Source organism: Burkholderia sp. Bp8984, from assembly GCF_003853755.1.
In the GTDB taxonomy this organism is placed as follows: domain Bacteria; phylum Pseudomonadota; class Gammaproteobacteria; order Burkholderiales; family Burkholderiaceae; genus Burkholderia.
Window position 1 is genome coordinate 70,817 of the sequence record NZ_QTQN01000022.1, and the last position, 16,030, is coordinate 86,846.

14 protein-coding genes and 2 pseudogenes are annotated in these 16,030 nt (G+C 63.2%); 7 read left to right on the forward strand and 9 right to left on the reverse strand.

From position 1 onward, the window contains the following. Nucleotides 1-163 precede the first annotated feature (163 nt). From DID98_RS22110 to DID98_RS22145, 7 genes are all read right to left on the reverse strand, one after another. The gene (locus DID98_RS22110) at nucleotides 164-700 is read right to left on the reverse strand and encodes a cytochrome P460 family protein (protein ID WP_124571417.1); all 537 of its coding nucleotides are present in this window, start codon (nucleotides 698-700) and stop codon (nucleotides 164-166) included. Next, nucleotides 700-1,743 carry an alpha/beta fold hydrolase gene (locus DID98_RS22115; protein WP_124571418.1) on the reverse strand — a complete coding sequence of 348 codons (1,044 nt, stop codon included), beginning with the start codon at nucleotides 1,741-1,743 and terminating at the stop codon, nucleotides 700-702. Before DID98_RS22115 ends, DID98_RS22110 begins: the two co-directional genes overlap by 1 nt. A gap of 289 nt (nucleotides 1,744-2,032) precedes the next feature. Beyond that, the gene (locus DID98_RS22125; protein WP_124571420.1) at nucleotides 2,033-3,313 is read right to left on the reverse strand and encodes an epoxide hydrolase family protein; all 1,281 of its coding nucleotides are present in this window, start codon (nucleotides 3,311-3,313) and stop codon (nucleotides 2,033-2,035) included. Nucleotides 3,314-3,485: 172 nt separating this feature from the next. After that, a complete protein-coding gene (locus tag DID98_RS22130; protein ID WP_124571421.1) occupies nucleotides 3,486-4,094 on the reverse strand; it encodes a pyridoxamine 5'-phosphate oxidase family protein in 609 nt (202 codons plus the stop codon). Nucleotides 4,095-4,181: 87 nt separating this feature from the next. Then, a complete protein-coding gene (locus tag DID98_RS22135; protein WP_044849029.1) occupies nucleotides 4,182-4,370 on the reverse strand; it encodes a hypothetical protein in 189 nt (62 codons plus the stop codon). Nucleotides 4,371-4,380: 10 nt separating this feature from the next. After that, nucleotides 4,381-5,580, reverse strand: a complete 1,200-nt coding sequence (locus DID98_RS22140) for a PLP-dependent aminotransferase family protein (protein ID WP_124571422.1) — start codon at nucleotides 5,578-5,580, stop codon at nucleotides 4,381-4,383. Nucleotides 5,581-6,280: 700 nt separating this feature from the next. Continuing rightward, the gene (locus DID98_RS22145; RefSeq protein ID WP_059819600.1) at nucleotides 6,281-6,469 is read right to left on the reverse strand and encodes a hypothetical protein; all 189 of its coding nucleotides are present in this window, start codon (nucleotides 6,467-6,469) and stop codon (nucleotides 6,281-6,283) included. Nucleotides 6,470-6,667: 198 nt separating this feature from the next. Between DID98_RS22145 and DID98_RS22150 the strand changes: the two genes are divergently transcribed. The 7 genes and pseudogenes from DID98_RS22150 to DID98_RS22185 form a co-directional block, all read left to right on the forward strand. Then, entirely contained in the window at nucleotides 6,668-8,014 is a 1,347-nt protein-coding gene (locus tag DID98_RS22150; protein ID WP_044849019.1) for an MFS transporter, read from the forward strand. A 56-nt stretch (nucleotides 8,015-8,070) separates the two neighbouring features. Continuing rightward, entirely contained in the window at nucleotides 8,071-9,042 is a 972-nt protein-coding gene (locus tag DID98_RS22155; RefSeq protein WP_124489282.1) for a dipeptidase, read from the forward strand. A gap of 39 nt (nucleotides 9,043-9,081) precedes the next feature. Continuing rightward, nucleotides 9,082-9,306: pseudogene (locus tag DID98_RS36650) on the forward strand (DUF5943 domain-containing protein); the annotation flags it as partial. Between the two features lie 380 nt (nucleotides 9,307-9,686). Continuing rightward, nucleotides 9,687-10,259, forward strand: a complete 573-nt coding sequence (locus DID98_RS22165) for a PAS and helix-turn-helix domain-containing protein (RefSeq protein WP_124489280.1) — start codon at nucleotides 9,687-9,689, stop codon at nucleotides 10,257-10,259. 279 nt (nucleotides 10,260-10,538) lie between these two features. Beyond that, on the forward strand, nucleotides 10,539-10,835 hold the full coding sequence (locus DID98_RS22170; RefSeq protein WP_124523363.1) for a hypothetical protein: 297 nt from the start codon (nucleotides 10,539-10,541) through the stop codon (nucleotides 10,833-10,835). Between the two features lie 658 nt (nucleotides 10,836-11,493). Continuing rightward, nucleotides 11,494-11,991, forward strand: a complete 498-nt coding sequence (locus DID98_RS22175) for a hypothetical protein (RefSeq protein WP_124523361.1) — start codon at nucleotides 11,494-11,496, stop codon at nucleotides 11,989-11,991. A gap of 851 nt (nucleotides 11,992-12,842) precedes the next feature. Then, nucleotides 12,843-13,153: pseudogene (locus tag DID98_RS22185) on the forward strand (ISL3 family transposase); the annotation flags it as partial. Nucleotides 13,154-13,269: 116 nt separating this feature from the next. Here the strand turns inward: DID98_RS22185 and DID98_RS22190 are convergent. Both DID98_RS22190 and DID98_RS22195 read right to left on the reverse strand, forming a co-directional pair. Continuing rightward, entirely contained in the window at nucleotides 13,270-14,442 is a 1,173-nt protein-coding gene (locus tag DID98_RS22190) for an FAD-binding oxidoreductase (protein ID WP_124489279.1), read from the reverse strand. Between the two features lie 208 nt (nucleotides 14,443-14,650). Then, nucleotides 14,651-15,802 carry a branched-chain amino acid ABC transporter substrate-binding protein gene (locus DID98_RS22195; RefSeq protein ID WP_124571424.1) on the reverse strand — a complete coding sequence of 384 codons (1,152 nt, stop codon included), beginning with the start codon at nucleotides 15,800-15,802 and terminating at the stop codon, nucleotides 14,651-14,653. Between the last annotated feature and the right edge of the window lie 228 nt (nucleotides 15,803-16,030).

Sequence of the window (16,030 nt, forward strand, 5' to 3'; positions counted from 1 at the left end):
CGCAAACTACGCGGCGGCGCAATCGTTGGCGACCGGGTTCGCTCGGCCGCTCCGCCGCGCCACCCGCAATTCGGCACCGGCGATCAGAACGATGGTGAACGGCGAACGGCGAACGGCGTACCCCACACGACACGCATTCGCCGGTTCCGCCACGCTCGCCCCCTCAAGGCGCAAACCGCGTGAACACATAGTCGTGATTCTTCACGCGCGCCTGATGACACGCGAAGCAGGTCTGGTGCTGACCGATATCGGCCGGCACGCCGTTGATGAAGCGCCCGAAGCCCCAGCCGCCCGTCGATGCATAGCGACGCGAATCCTTCACCATCACCTGCACGGTCGTCGCCTGGCCGGGCACCGTCGCGGACGCGAACTCGTCGGACTGCTTGCGCTTGTACGCGAGCTTCACGAGGATCGCGCCGTCCGGAAACGGCAGCGTCGCCTGTTCGAGCGCGCGGATCGCGACCGGGTTGCCGAGCACCACGCGCAATTCGTCGAGCGGTGCCGCTTCCTCGGCCGGCGCGACCATTTCCCACTTCCGGTAGCCGGGCGGGATCGTCACGCCGTAGATCGGCGACGCAGCCGGCTTCGGCTGTTCGGCAAGCGCAGCCGGGCCGCTCACCGACAACGCGCCGGCCAGCAGCACGCCCGCGACGCATGCACGGCGCACGCCGCGCGGCACGACATTAGCGTGTACCCGCATCACAGATGCTCCACTTGCAGGATCGCATCCGCGAACGCCTGCGGCGCTTCCTGCGGCAGGTTGTGGCCGATGCCACCGGTGATCGTCCGGTGCTGGTACTTGCCGGTGAACTTCTTCGCATACGCGGCCGGCTGCGGATGCGGCGCGCCGTTCGCATCACCTTCCATCGTGATCGTCGGCACGGTGATCGCCGGGCCGGCCGCGAGCCGCCGCTCGATGTCGTCGTATTGCGCTTCACCCTGCGCGAGCCCGAGGCGCCAGCGATAGTTGTGGATCACGACGGCTACGTGGTCGGGGTTCTGGAACGACGCGGCGCTGCGCGCGAAGGTCTCGTCGGAGAACTGCCACTTCGGCGACGCGAGCTGCCAGATCAGCTTGTTGAACGCATCACGATTCTCCGCGTAGCCGAGCGCGCCGCGCTCGGTCGTGAAGTAGAACTGATACCACCACTGGAGTTCCGCTTGCGGCGGCAGCGGCTTGCGGTTCGCCTCCTGGCTGCCGATCAGGTAGCCGCTCACCGACACCAGCGCCTTCACGCGCTGCGGCCACAGTGCCGCGATGATGTCGGCCGTGCGCGCACCCCAGTCGTAGCCGCCGAACACCGCGCGGTCGATCTTGAGCGCATCCATCAGCGCGACGATGTCGACGGCCGTCACCGCCTGCTGGCCGTTGCGCACCGTGTCGGCCGAGCGGAACGTCGTCGATCCGTAGCCGCGCAGGTACGGCACGATCACGCGATAGCCGGCCGCCGTGAGCAGCGGTGCAACGTCCGCGTAGCTGTAGATATCGTACGGCCAGCCGTGCAGCAGAAACACGACCGGGCCGTTCTTCGGCCCGAGATCCGCATACCCGACGTTCAGCACGCCCGCGTCGATCTGGTGGATCTTGCCGAGCGACGCCGCGCCGGCCGCGCGCTTCGGCGTCGACGCATCGGGCGCCGACTGCGCGCGCGCCAGCGAGCCGAACCCGAGGTCGGCCAGGCTCAGGCTGGCGAGTGTCGTGCCCAGAATCAGGCGGCGGCGGGTGTTGACGGTATCAGGCATGACGCGTTCTCCATTGTCGATCGGTAAGAAAGGGGCCCGCGGCACGTGCGGGCGATGCGGTATCGCCATTCACGGCGGCGGCGCATCGCACCGCGCCGCCGTGTGAATCGCTTCACCGGTTTTATATCCGAACCGCCCGGACGCTTTGTATCCCAACGTATCTGTGTCCGGGTACGACATACAGCGATTCAAAATCGTGGCGGAAACGGGTGTTCGCGGTCGGCCGCGCGCGACGCGCGCGACACGAGCCGGCATCACTACCGGCCCGCGTTTTCCCGTCGAGCCACGCTTACGCGCGACGCAACGGCCGGAACCCGGCGCGCACTTCGCGGGCGAACAGTTCCGGCTCCTCCCAAGCCGCGAAGTGCCCGCCCTTGTCGACTTCGTTGAAGTAGATCAGGTTGTGATAGCTGCGCTCGGCCCAGCTGCGCGGCGCCTGGTAGATCTCGCCGGGGAACACCGTGATCGCCGCCGGCAGCGAGATGTCCACCGCGTTGAAGTTGTTCGAGTGATCCTCCCAGTAGATCTGCGCGGCCGACGTCGCCGTGTTGGTCAGCCAGTACAACGAAATGTCGTCGAGGATCTCGTCGCGCGGGATCGACCGTTCCGGCACGCCGCCGCTGTAGGTCCACTGCGAGATCTTGTCGTACATCCACGCGGCCTGACCCGACGGCGAATCGGCGAGCGCGTAGCCGACCGTCTGCGGCCGCGTGACCATCATCGCCGAGTAGCCGCAGTTGTCACGATAGAACGTCGCAAGCTTCTCGTACGCAGCCTTCTCCTTCGGCGCCAGCGATGCCGGTGCCGGCGCGTCGGTCTGGAGCAGTGTCGCGATGTCCGGCGGCACCGTCGCCGGCATGTTCACGTGAATCCCGGCCAGGCCCTGCACGCGCTGCATCGCCATCCGGTGCGAGATCACCGAGCCGCAGTCGCCGCCCTGCGACACGAAGCGCGTATAGCCGAGGCGCGCCATCAGCTCGCCCCAGGCACGCGCAATGTGGTCGGAGCCCCAGCCCGTCTTCGCCGGACGCCCCGAGAAACCGAAGCCCGGCAGCGACGGCACGACGACGTGGAACGCATCGTCGGCACTCGCACCGTGCGCGGTCGGGTCGGTCAGCGGGCCGATCGCCTTCAGCAGCTCGAAGATCGAACCGGGCCAGCCGTGCGTCATGATCATCGGCATCGCGTTCGCGTGCCGCGAGCGCACGTGGATGAAGTGAATGTCGAGCCCGTCGATCTCGGTGATGAACATCGGAAAGCCGTTCAGGCGCGCCTCGCCCTTGCGCCAGTCGTATTCGGTGCCCCAGTAACGCAGCAGCGCCTGCATGCGCGCGAGCCGCACGCCCTGCGATTCGTCGGCGACGGTCTCGCGGCCCGGCCAGCGCGTCGCGGCAAGGCGGCGGCGCAGGTCGGCCAGTGCGTCGTCGGGGATATGGGCGGTGAACGGGCGTATGCCGTTGCCGCCGGTGGCCGCACGCAGCGCGGCGGTGGGCAGCATCGCGGATACCCCGGCGGCCACGGAAGTGGCCAGCAGGTGGCGACGCGTCGGGGAAAACGGTGTGGAAGACATCGTTCGGCATCTCCTTTCGTGAAGTGGAAAGTGAACATGCCGCGCGTCGGAGCGCGCCTTCGCTTTCATTCGGGCGCGCGCCGGTCACGCGGCGTTGCCCATTTGAAAGGTCTGATGTATCCGGGATTTGTCTGACTTGTACGGGTTTGTAGCGGAAACGCGGACGTCGCCGTCAGGGCGCGACCCAACGGCCTTCGTAGCCGTCGTCGTTCACGTCGAACACCGCGCGGCGATGGCCGCTGCGCGCGAGTTCGAGCCAGTCGATGCGCGTCACGGTGACGTGGAGCAGGCAGAAGTTCCGGTAGCCGTCGTCGGTGGCCGATGTGCCTGTGGTTGCGCCTGCCGCGACGTGCGCCTCTTCGGGCGACCCGATCGGCGTGCCCGGGCGCAGCGGTGCGCGATACAGCAGCAGCGTATGCGGACGGCTCGATTGCCACACCGCGCGACGTTGCGCTTCGTCGTCGCAGATCGATGCCACGCCTTCCGCGCGAATCTGCACGAGTGAATCGAGATCGTTCGCGACGATGGCGATACGCGCGTCACGGCGCAATTCCGCGACCTTCTCCGAACGCGCATCGGTATGGAACGACAGCAGGCGATCGGCGCGGCTCACTTGCCGCAACACGATGGTGCGCACCTTCGGCGCACCATCGAGGCCGAGCGTCGCGGCCTGCAGCATCGTGAACGGCGAACGCTGCGCGCCGACGCCGGACTCGAGGCAGGACCAAAGGCGGTCGTACGTTTCCGTCAGCGATTCGGAACGGGTGTCGGTGTCGGACATGATGACGCGGCGATCCTGCGCGATTCGATCGCGACAGCTTAACCGTTTCGGCGGCGGGCTTTCCTTGTAGGGCCGCCGCCGCGCGGTTCAGTTGTAGCCGAGGACGGCCGGTGCGGCGTCGCGCGTGTCGGTCGACTCCGCGCCGAAGCGGCCGAGTACGTCGGCCACGTACTGCGGCCCCGCGCTGATCTGCGACGACTTGTGCGCGACGGGACGGATATCGGCCATGCCCGGCGCTTCGTCCATCCATGCGGTGTGGTTGATGATCATGTTCATGTGTGTCTCCTCACGCGGCCAGCGCCGCACCATACGCGCGCACGAGGCGCGCCACGCCTTCCCGGATCGCGTCGACATCGGGCGCGGCGAACGACAGCCGCAGCGATGCCGCGTCGACGTTGTCCGCGAAGAACGCCTTGCCCGGCACGAAGACGACCTTGTTCGCGATCGCCTGTTGCAGCAGCACGTCCGACGACACCGCGCTGATGCGCGCCCACACGAACATCCCGCCTTCGGGACGATGGAACGCGATCGCATCGCCGAGACCGTCGCGCAGCGCGTCGCACATCGCGTCGCACTTGCTCTGGTAGGCCGCCGTGATGCGCGGCAGATGGCGTTCGAGTGCGCCGTCGGCGAGATACTCGGCGGCGGTGGCTTGCGTCCACGGCGTGCTGCACAGGTCGACCGTCTGCTTCGCGATCACGCAGCGCCGCGCGATTTCGGCCGGTGCGATCGTCCAGCCCACGCGCAGCCCCGGCGCGACGATTTTCGACAGGCTCGCGAAATGCACGATCCAGTCGCGCGCGCCTTCGACGTCGTTCGCGAGTGCAAGCATCGACGGCACCGGTTCGCCCGCGAAACGCAGGTCGCCGTAGGGATCGTCCTCGACGATCAGGAAACGGTATTGCACCGCGAGGCGCAGCAACTTCAGCCGGCGTTCGCGCGTGAGCGTCGCGCCGGTCGGGTTCGCGAAGGTCGGGACCGTGTAGAGCAGCTTCGGCTGCGCGATCGCGCCGGACGCGAGTTGCGACGCGAGGCGGTCGACGTCGAGGCCTTCGCCGTCGACGGGGATCGTGACGATGCGCGCCTGTTGCAGACGCATCGCCGACAGCGTCGCCGGGTACGCCGGCTGTTCGGTCAGCACGACGTCGCCGGGGCCGACCATCACGCGCAATAGCAGATCGAGGCCCTGCTGCGAGCCGGTCGTGACGAGCAGTTCGGCGGGCGTGCACGTCACGTTGCGGCGCGCCATCAACGCGATCAGTTGCTGCTTCAGTTCGGCGAGGCCGTCGGTCGGGCCGTATTGCAGGCAGCGGACCGGCTGGGCATATGCGCGTTCGGCGGCGGCGTTCAGGCCGTCGACGTCGAACAGCTCGCTGGCCGGGTAACCGCCGGCGAACGAAATCATCCCCGGCTCGGAGAGGTATTTGAACAGCTCGCGGATCGGCGAACCGGCAGGATTCTGGAATGAAGGCGTGAACGCGTACATGTCGTCGTGAGCTGGATGGCAGCGACGGCCGGGATAGCCGACGGGTGCCGCCCGCCAAGGCGCTTCAGGCGCCAACGGCGGGAATTCGAGCCACGATTGTCGATAGTCATTAACGCTGCGGCAAACGATATCTATGCACTAGGTCTTGCGGTTTGGTCATCAAATGGGCGGCGCTCGCCGTGTTGCTCGGTGGCCCGCATCAACTCCCTTTCCCGCGCTCTCCAGGCAATTCCGAGCGCCCGATCACTTCTCTTCCATTGTCGGCCGTGCCCGTATCCGAGAAGCCGGCGGCTTCAATCACCGATCCCCGAGGCACAAATTGCCATCCGCGATTTTGTATCCCCTGGGATACAAAAATTGATGAAACAGGCACCGATGTAGCCCAATGGCTACAAGATTGCTCAAAGCGATCGATATCGGCAACCGATACCCATATGCATCATGTCCTGCGGTTTGATCATCGATTGAGGGACGTGATGCGGCCGTGCCGCGCGGATAAATAGAGTACGTTCGACGGTTTTCGACCGGTACGTGCTGGCGCTTCACGGCGGTTCGCGGCCGTGGCAGTTGTCACAGGTGACTACAGGTGTGCCGCTACATGCGTTGATGGCCGCACGGAAGCGACGCCGCACCTAGCCCCAAGATGCGCGCGCCCCCGAGGCATCTTCCGTCATCGAGCCCTCGCCGCGAAACTCCCCCATCAGCGGCACACAATATCGACCGCCAGAATCTCATACCCCGGATCGGCGTTCTCGCTCGCCACCTTTTTCGCTTCTTCATACGAAAGAAAGGACATCGCTTCTTCGATCTCCGGTGCCATGCCGATGTCGCCGTCCTCGCCGGTACAGAGGAACTGAAGCCCGGTCTTCACGACATAGATGGTCGTCATGTCTCCCTCCATGGTGTGCATGGGGAACTTCCAGTCTAGCCTCCACGCTCCCTTATTCAACTCCGGCAACGTCGCCCGGCAGCCGCCCCCCGCCCCGCCCCGATTACCTAGGTAATTGACACGTATGGACCTAGGTAATTGGCGTCCCTACGATGTTTTCGACGCGAACCGAACCACACCTACGAAGAGGACACGACCATGACCACCCAGGACGTCGATACCAGCACGCTACGACGCGTGATCGCCGCAGCCTCGATCGGCAATTTCGTCGAGTGGTTCGATTTCGCCGCATACGGCTTTCTCGCCACCATCCTGACGCGCGAATTCTTTCCGAGCGGCGATCCCACGGTCGGTCTCCTGAAGACCTTCGCCGTCTTCGCGGTGGCCTTCGCATTCCGCCCGCTGGGCGGCCTGGTCTTCGGCGTCATCGGCGACCGGATCGGCCGCAAGCGCACGCTTGCGCTGACGATCCTGATGATGGCCGGCTCGACCACATTGATCGGCCTGCTCCCGACCTACGCGAGCATCGGTTATTGGGCGCCGTTGCTGCTCACGATCATCCGCTGCGTCCAGGGGTTTTCGGCAGGCGGCGAATACGCCGGCGCATGCGCGTACGTGATGGAACACGCACCGCGCCGCCGCCGCGCATTCTTCGGCAGCTTCGTGCCGGTGTCGACCTTCTCGTCGTTCGCCTGCGCGGCCGTGGTCGCCTATCTGCTCGAATCGTCGCTGTCGTCGCAGGCAATGGTCGAATGGGGCTGGCGCGTGCCGTTCCTGATCGCGGCACCCGTCGGCCTCATCGGCGTGTACCTGCGCGTGAACCTGAATGAAACGCCCGCGTTCCAGGCACTCGAAGGCAAGCACGACATCGCGCATGCGCCGCTGATGGAAACGCTGCGTTCGCAGTCGCTGAATATCCTGAAGCTCGGCGCGTTCGTGTCCGTGACGGCGCTGTCGTTCTACACGTTCACGACCTATTTCGCGACCTACCTCCAAGTGGCCGGGCACCTGTCTCGCGGCACGTCGCTCCTGGTGACGGTGCTCGCCCTCTTCTTCGCTGCGGCCCTGTGCCCGGTCGCCGGCTTCTTCTCCGATCTCGTCGGCCGCCGCGCGACGATCGCCACGACCGGCCTCTTCATCATCGTGTCGGTGTATCCGGCGTTCTCGCTGGGCGGCTCGGGCGTGCTGTCGCAATCGCTGGCCGGCGTCGCGCTGCTGGCCATCGGCGCGGTGTTCTCGGGCGTCGTGACCGCACCGCTGATGTCGGAAGTGTTCGCGACGAAAACGCGCTATACCGCATCGGCGATCACGTACAACCTCGCGTACACGATCTTCGGCGGCACGGCGCCGCTCGTCGCCACGTGGCTGATCTCGGCGACGGGGACCAACCTGTCGCCCGCTTATTACCTGATCGCCGTGTCGATCCTGGCGATGATCGGCGGCCTGTCCCTGCCGGAAACGTCGAAGACGGCGCTCGAAGACGCAGGTCCGGCAACCGCGAGAACCGGCCAGTCCGCCAAGCGCGGCGTCGAAGGCGCGGTTTGAGTACACGCCCCGCTCGTGCAAACGGGGCCGACTAAACCAACGCATGGAGAAACACCATGACGAGCCTTCACGACGCCAGCATCATCATCGACGGCCTGAACATCTCCCGCTTCGAGCGATCGGTGTTCGAAGACATGCGCAAGGGCGGCGTCACGGCCGTCAACTGCACGGTCTCCGTGTGGGAAGACTTCCAGAAGACGATCGACAACATCGCGGAGATGAAGCAGCAGATCCGCGAATACAGTGAAATCCTCACGCTGGTGCGCACGACGGACGACATCCTGCGCGCGAAGAAGGAGAACAAGACCGGCATCATCCTCGGCTTCCAGAACTCATATGCGTTCGAGGACAACCTCGGCTACATCGAAGTGTTCAAGGAACTCGGCGTGAATGTGGTGCAGCTCTGCTACAACACGCAGAACCTCGTCGGCACGGGTTCCTACGAACCGGATGGCGGGTTGTCCGGCTACGGCCGCGAAGTGATCCAGGAGATGAACCGCGTCGGCATCATGGTGGATCTCTCGCACGTCGGCGCGAAAACCTCGTCCGACGCGATCGCCTGTTCGAAGAAGCCGGTCACCTATTCGCACTGCTGCCCGTCCGCGCTGAAGGAACATCCGCGCAACAAGACGGACGAGCAACTGCGCGAGATCGCGGAAGCGAACGGCTTCGTGGGCGTCACGATGTTCATGCCGTTCCTGCGACGCGGCGCCGACGCGACCATCGACGATTACCTCGAAGCGATCGAATACGTGATCGACGTGATCGGCGAGGACAAGGTCGGAATCGGCACGGACTTCACGCAGGGCTACAGCACCGAGTTCTTCGACTGGATCACGCACGACAAGGGCCGCTATCGCCGCCTGACGGACTTCGGCAAGGTCGTCAATCCGGAAGGCATCCGCACGATCGGCGAATTCCCGAACCTGACGGCCGCGATGCAACGCGCCGGCTGGAGCGAGTCGCGCATCAGGAAGGTGATGGGCGAGAACTGGCTGCGGGTGTTCGGCGAAGTCTGGAACGGTTGAATCACACGACACGAACGCACCACGCACCACGCACCCGCCATGCAGCCACAATTGCCGATCGACATCGATCCGGACACCGGTGTCTGGACCACCGACGCGCTGCCGATGCTGTACCTGCCGCGCCATTTCTTCACGAACAATCATGTCGCCGTGGAAGAGGCGCTCGGCCGCGAAGCCTACGCGTCGATTCTCTACAAGGCCGGCTACAAGTCAGCCTATCACTGGTGCGACAAGGAGGCGAAGCAGCACGGCATCGCCGGCATGGCCGTGTTCGAACATTATCTGAAGCGGCTGTCGCAGCGCGGCTGGGGCGTGTTCAGCATTGCCGAAGCCGATCCGGCGACGTCGCACGCGCGCATCCATCTGCATCACTCGTCCTTCGTGCTGGCCCAGCCCGACAAGCACGGCAAGCTCTGCTACATGTTCGCGGGCTGGTTCGCCGGCGCAATGGACTGGGTCAACGACACCGCGCCCGACACGGCGAGCAAGGGCCCGCGTGCGCATTCGGCCGAAGTCCGGTGCGCGGGCGAAGGGCACGACTGCTGCGTCTTTCACGTCGGTTGAATGCCCTGCAAGCGCTACGGCTACAATCCGACAGGAGCGAACCAGCCTGGGTCCGAACACGGCTCGGACCCGCCGACCCGATGCCGAACATGACCGACACGATGCCAAGCCTCGACTACGAAGATCTCTTCAGGCATCTGCCCGTCGCCGCGATCGTGGCGAAAGAGCGCATCATGATCGACTGCAACGAGAAGGCGCTGCAACTGTTCAGGGCGACCCGCGACGACATCATCGACCAATCGTTCGCGAAGCTGTATCCGCAGCAGAAGGACTTCGCGACGACCGGCCGTCGCCTCGCGCCGCTGCTCGCGAAGCGTGCGGGGTTCAGCGACGATCGCATCATGCGCCGCATCGACGGCAGCCATTTCTGGGTCACCGTGTGCGGCTTCGGCTACAACCCGAAGCGGCCTTTCGAGCTGGCCATCTGGACCTTCACCGACCTGTCGGGCGACGCGAAGCATCCCGACGTCGCCAGCACGTTGACCGATCGCGAGCGCGACGTCGCGGCATTCCTGGTTCACGGGCTCACCAGCAAGGAAATCGGCAAGGAGCTGAACATCAGCCCGCGCACGGTCGATATTCATCGCGCGAGCTTGTTGAGGAAGTACGAGGTGCGCACGACGCACGATCTGATCGCCTGCTTGCTGGCCTGAGCCGCTCGCGCCGGAACCACGCCTCCGGCCTCCCGCTCCGATAAAAAAAGGTTCATCGCAGGAAACCGTGTCGCCTTGCATACAGGTCTCGCCCGCACAAAATGCCAAGATCGTTGCCGACTTGCGTCAGTGGCTGGAACGAACTCTACACCGTCACCGTACTAAACGCGGGGAGCAGGTCGCCACACCAAACGAATGAACGCGACGAAGCCACGCGCTGTACGTCGACGCCTGACGAAAGCACAACTTCTCCCGCTACCGACTCGGGATGTGCAGCGCTTGTCGCTCAAGCATCACCGGGCACTAGCTACGCTCCTAACGCGTCGTACCGGCGTCGATTCGATAGCGACGTCATTGAATGTGGTGTATCTCGCCTTCTTTCCTCGAGATCCAGACGACGTCGATCTGTCTCGCTATCGTGAAGCAGGAGATGTTCTGAACGCCATCGTCGCTCGCATGCAAAGGACGAAGTGTGGGCGACCGAGCGAGCATGAGCGGATCGCGCTTGAGCGGGTTGTGATCGAGCACGATGCACAAATGGCGGCCTTAGGGAAATCCCGATTGGTCGACGCATGATCGCGGCTGACACACGTCATTAAGCTCGGCAGCGCCTCTCCGATCGCCGTTGCTGAATAGCGCGACCTCACTTTCAGACTCGCTCAAGCCGGTAGCCATGGGCATAGATGGACGAAGGCCGATAGTCATCAGCGTCCGGGCCATTGGCCCTACGTGGCCGGTTGTAGAACCGCAGTCCTTCACCTTTTCATATGTACCAGCGCGGCATTGCAGCATGTATCAACGGCGAAATCGATTGAGCTTGTGCTCGACGAGGGAGCTATTGTGAACTGTCAAGGATTGCAAAGTACCCGTCGATTTCATTGCACCTATCTTACGTAGTGCTATACCTTATCAAAGAGAGGGTGCCGCGAATTACCCTCTTTCATTTTAGAAAAAACAACTTCTTAATTCGAATTGGGGGCGGACAATTTCTGTCTTACTGCCATGGCGTTAGATCTGTCGCACCGGCGATGAAGTTGATGTCGGTCGACGATTCGTCGATCGAGAATAATAATTACGGGAGTCCACATGCAAAATGGCTGGGGCCGATACTATCCAGGGGTCTAATACCCCGACGTTCGATCAAATTGTCGTTCGTATTTTCATGCAACCGTCTGGTGCAAGACAAATTTCACTTCCATTATGATGGTTGAATGAACCATTGAGGGTCCAATATATGAAAACGTTGATTTCGCTTTTTGCAATTTCAATTCTGGCAAGCACCACAGCCTGTACGCAAATGCCGTCAAGCAGCGGTAATCAAATAGATAAATTTTCACCGAGCTATGTCAGGCAACACATTGTTGTAGGAAAAACCACGAAGGCCGATGTGGTTGCGCTATATGGAGATTCAAATTCCAAGCAAACGAAAGATGATGGCAGGGAAACTTGGTATTACAATGAAAGTACCGCATCGACTCCAAATGTAATGGAACGCATGGGAGGGATGCTTAGTGGAATTACTTCCGGTTTATCTCAAATGGGTTTATCTACGGCGCAAAATACAGTGGGCGCTGTTAGTGATCAAGTTAATGGCGCAAATAGAAGGGTTAACGGTGCCAAAACGATCGCGACTTCCGCTCAGGATGGGAAGGCAGCGAAAGAAAATGGATATGCGCGTCAGTTGTTCATTGACTTTAGCAATAAAGGCATTGTTACTCATTGGTGGAATTAAAATCCGTTAACGATGGTCTAAAAATCTCCACCGAACAAAGGGCGACAGAGGAAATCTGATGAGGCCGCCGATTGTTGACGATAGCCAGATGCCGACCGACCGGTTTTATGCCTCATCTGTGGTGTAGATGTTGTAGCTGGGTCGGAAGACATCGGATCATCAAATGCAACGCCATCGGAACCAGCACTCCGTCGCCCACAATTCCGACGAATGGAACCGCGAAATTGAAAGGATTGGCCGCGTACAACGCGACCAAAGCGACGGCGGGAAGCAACCATCTTGGGCGGTCGGGATGACGCAGTGCGTATGCAATCGCTTTATACATTGGGGATCCCGCAAGAATAGTCTTTGAGCTAGCTCGCCGCTTATAAGTGGACGGGCATCGTGCAGTACAACAGATTACTAATATGAGACTGCACGAGCAGCATCAGATAGGCAAGCCTTCGATCCGTGATGTTGCATTGATTTACAAGCCTTGCCGACCGGCTGTCGTTTCACCATGCTCTACTGGCCATTCAAGCGTCGTCATACGTCTCGTGATAGCCTGCCGCCGCTGCTGATGACGACGCGCTCGCGGCCGACGCGGTCACGCGTGAGATCACCGGGTCTGCGTTCAGCGTGATTGGCGCAGCGATATCGCGCGTTTGGGCGTATGCGATGGGGATTCAACTCATCGGCTACAGTGCAGGCGGTGCTGGAGAAAGTTCTAATCTCTAGACACGTGTTCGTGTTTCGGGGCAAGCGAAGTGACTTGCTGAGGTGCCTATATTTGGTTCATCGCAGGAAACCGTGGAGGGTTTTCGAGCGATTGCATAATCTGACACCTGATTTTGAGGAAGTCGGAGGAAGAATTGCTCGATCGCAAGGCACTGCAAGCACTGGGCTGCTGGACAGCTATCGGCTAGATCGAGTGGAGTGGCCGCAAGGCGATAGCCGCACGCTGTCGCTCTACCTGAAGCCGGTCAGCAAGGTCATGTACTGCGAGCAATCGGGGGCGCGTTGCCACCAGATTCATGAAACGACCGTACGGCGGGTACGTGATCTGCCGTTGTTCGAGTACCGGGTGGTGCTGCACGTGCCCGGACGCCGGGTCTGGTGCGAACGCTGCGGTGGGCCGACGCTGGAGAAGCTTGACTGGCCGGGCCGCTACCAGCGGGTGACAGAGCACGGTGGCCGCTTGCTCTGCGATGAACCCAAAAAAAGCCCGGCAAAGCCGGGCCAATCAGATTGAGACACAAGGAGAATCCCGCCCACCACACACCGGGCGGTCACGCCGCGCTACACGACGTTCTTTTCGACGATCGGCCGGTTTTCGAGCACACGCTCCCAGCCGAGCGACGACAGGTCGAGCGATTCGTATCGCCCGCCCAGAATCAGTTCACTCACTCCACGCCCGGTCGCGGGCCCTTGCTGCAGCCCGTGCCCGCTATACCCGTTCGCGAACACGACGTTGTCGAGCTCGGGGTGATACCCGATGATCGCGTTGTGATCGAACACGTTGTACTCGTAGTACCCGGACCAGCAGTTCTCCACACGCAGCGCTTCGAACTCCGGCACGCGATTCGCGAGCGTCGGCCAGATCACCTCGTCGAACAGGTCGTGATCGACCTCGTCGAGCGGCAGGTCGTCGGGGTCGCGATCGGGGCTCGGCGACGTCCCGCAGATGTACGTGCGTCCTTCCGGCCGGAAATACACACCGGTCGGATCGATCAGCAGCGGGCAATCGGTGAGCTTCGCCGGCGACGACACGTTGAAGATGCTGCGACGCCGCGCGTACACGGGAATGTCGATGCCCATCATCGACGACAGCGTGCGCGTCCACGCACCGGCCGCGTTGACGAGCGTGTCGCATGCGTAGCGCTCGCCGTCGTTCGTCACCACGTGCGTGATCTTGCGACCATCGCGCACGACGCCGGTCACATCGGCCGGCACATACCGCGCGCCGAGCGCCTGCGCCTTCTTGCGCAGCGCCTGCACGAGCCCGTAACCGTCGAACCACCCTTCGCCGCTCGCGCCATAGGCGCCCGACACGAGATCGTCGACGTTCAGCCAGGGAAACTTCGCGCGCAGCGCGTCGCGATCCATCAACCGGATATCGGCGCCGAGCTTCGTCTGCAGCGCATGGTTCTCGCGCAGCGTCGCATCGCCTGCCGGCGTCGCGAGAAACAGGTAGCCGCCTTCATGCAGATCGATCGACGGGCGCGTGCCGTCGACTTCGAGCCGCTCGCCGATCGTGCGCAGGAAGTCGATCCCGAACAGCGACATCTCGATCGACAGCGGCGTCGAGAACTGCTGGCGAATCGACGCGGCCGACAGCGCCGACGACGATTTCGCATAGGTGGGATCGCGTTCGATGACGGTGACGGACACCGTCGGATCGGTAGCGCGCAGGAAATAGGCGATCGAGCTGCCGATCACACCACCGCCGACGATGACGACTTGAGAACTCACGACTGACTCCAGTTGCACGTGAAAGGCGCGGCCGGCCGGCCGCGCCCGAAGGTTGTTCGTGCCGCGTCGCGCGCGGCGCCGTGCGCGGCAGACCGTGCCCCCGGCGAGTCGCCCCGACATGCGCCGCGATCGGATCCGATCGCTGGGGCTATTTCAGCACGTCCGGGCTCGCCGCGAAAGTCCGCGCGCGTTCGGGTAATTCAGGTACTCAGTCCGCCGTTTGCGTGGTGACGGGCTGCCACGCGGCGTTCTTCACTTCATACAGCGTCGAGCTCGGGTTCTTCAGGTCGCCCGTGCTCGTGAACGCGATCGTGCCGGTGATGCCGTCGTAGCGCGTGCCCTTCAGCGCGCCGTTGAAATCGGCCGGCTTCGTCGAGTTCGCCTTCTGCATCGCGTTGATCGCGATCCACGTCGCGTCGTACGCGAACGGCGCATACGCGAGCATGTCGACGCCGTACTTCTGCTTGAATTTCGTTTCGAACTGCTTGCCCTTCGCGAGACGCGACAGCGGTTGTCCGTATTCCCACACCGACGCGCCTTCGGCCGCATTGCCCGCGAGCCTGATGAAGTTCGCGTTCATCACGCCGCCGCCGGCCAGGAACTGCGCGCGGATGCCGAGCTGGCGCATGCGCTTGACCAGCATCGCGGACTGCGCGTCGAGGCCGCCGAAGAACACCAGGTCGGCATTCGTGCTCTTGATCTTCGTGAGCTGCGCGCTGAAGTCGACGGCCTTGTCGTTCGTGAATTCGCGCGCGACGATCGTGCCGCCGTTCGCCTTCGCGGCCTTCTCGAATTCGTCGGCTTCGCCTTGGCCGAACGCGGTGCGGTCGTCGATGATCGCGATGCGCTTCGCCTTGGTCACGCTCGCCGCATACGCACCGGCATTGCCGGCGTTCTGCGCGTCGGTCGCGATCACACGGTACACGGTGCCGAGCCCGGCGCGCGTGATGTCGGGATTGGTCGCCGACGGCGTGATCATCGGAATGCCGGCCTTCGCGTAGATCTTCGACGCGGGCAGCGTCGTGCCCGAGTTGAAGTGGCCGATGACGACGGCCACCTGCGCGTCGGTCAGCTGCTGCGCGGCCTGCACGCCGATGCGAGGATCGCTCTGGTCGTCCTGCGACGCGACGACGAATTTCACCGGCTTGCCGCCGATCGTCGGGTGCGCGGCGTTCGCCTCGTCGACGGCCATTCGCACGCCGTTCTCGATGTCCTTGCCATACGCGGCGCCGCCGCCGGTCAGCGGCACGGCGACGCCGACCTTGACGACGGTTTCCTGCGCATGGGCCGCGCCCGTCTGGAACGCGAGAATCGCAGCGGTCAATGCAATGCCGGAAAGCGAACGAATGCGGAACGTCATCGGCCAATCCTTCTTCTGTGGGTCGGGATGCGACGCGCGACCATCGCGCGCCGGCGACCTCCCGCGTGCCGGTGATTTTTTCTGTCGCCGGGGCATCGCTCATGGCGCATCGCCTGCCGGTCGATCACCGCGGTTCCGTCTCCGGGGAACCTGTCAGCGCGAAAGAGGTGAACCGATTGTGGGTAGCCAATACGCGTGCAGCAAACGAAATATCGGAACTATGTTGTG

Excerpts from the sequence above, each read along its gene's own strand:
- DID98_RS22145 (WP_059819600.1), bottom strand. The coding sequence starts at position 6,469 with ATGACGACCATCTATGTCGTGAAGACCGGGCTTCAGTTCCTCTGTACC.
- DID98_RS22150 (WP_044849019.1), top strand. The coding sequence starts at position 6,668 with ATGACCACCCAGGACGTCGATACCAGCACGCTACGACGCGTGATCGCC.
- DID98_RS22125 (WP_124571420.1), bottom strand. The coding sequence starts at position 3,313 with ATGTCTTCCACACCGTTTTCCCCGACGCGTCGCCACCTGCTGGCCACT.
- DID98_RS22135 (WP_044849029.1), bottom strand. The coding sequence starts at position 4,370 with ATGAACATGATCATCAACCACACCGCATGGATGGACGAAGCGCCGGGC.
- DID98_RS22110 (WP_124571417.1), bottom strand. The coding sequence starts at position 700 with ATGCGGGTACACGCTAATGTCGTGCCGCGCGGCGTGCGCCGTGCATGC.
- DID98_RS22175 (WP_124523361.1), top strand. The coding sequence starts at position 11,494 with ATGAAAACGTTGATTTCGCTTTTTGCAATTTCAATTCTGGCAAGCACC.
- DID98_RS22140 (WP_124571422.1), bottom strand. The coding sequence starts at position 5,580 with ATGTACGCGTTCACGCCTTCATTCCAGAATCCTGCCGGTTCGCCGATC.
- DID98_RS22165 (WP_124489280.1), top strand. The coding sequence starts at position 9,687 with ATGCCGAACATGACCGACACGATGCCAAGCCTCGACTACGAAGATCTC.
- DID98_RS22115 (WP_124571418.1), bottom strand. The coding sequence starts at position 1,743 with ATGCCTGATACCGTCAACACCCGCCGCCGCCTGATTCTGGGCACGACA.
- DID98_RS22130 (WP_124571421.1), bottom strand. The coding sequence starts at position 4,094 with ATGTCCGACACCGACACCCGTTCCGAATCGCTGACGGAAACGTACGAC.
- DID98_RS22155 (WP_124489282.1), top strand. The coding sequence starts at position 8,071 with ATGACGAGCCTTCACGACGCCAGCATCATCATCGACGGCCTGAACATC.
- DID98_RS22195 (WP_124571424.1), bottom strand. The coding sequence starts at position 15,802 with ATGACGTTCCGCATTCGTTCGCTTTCCGGCATTGCATTGACCGCTGCG.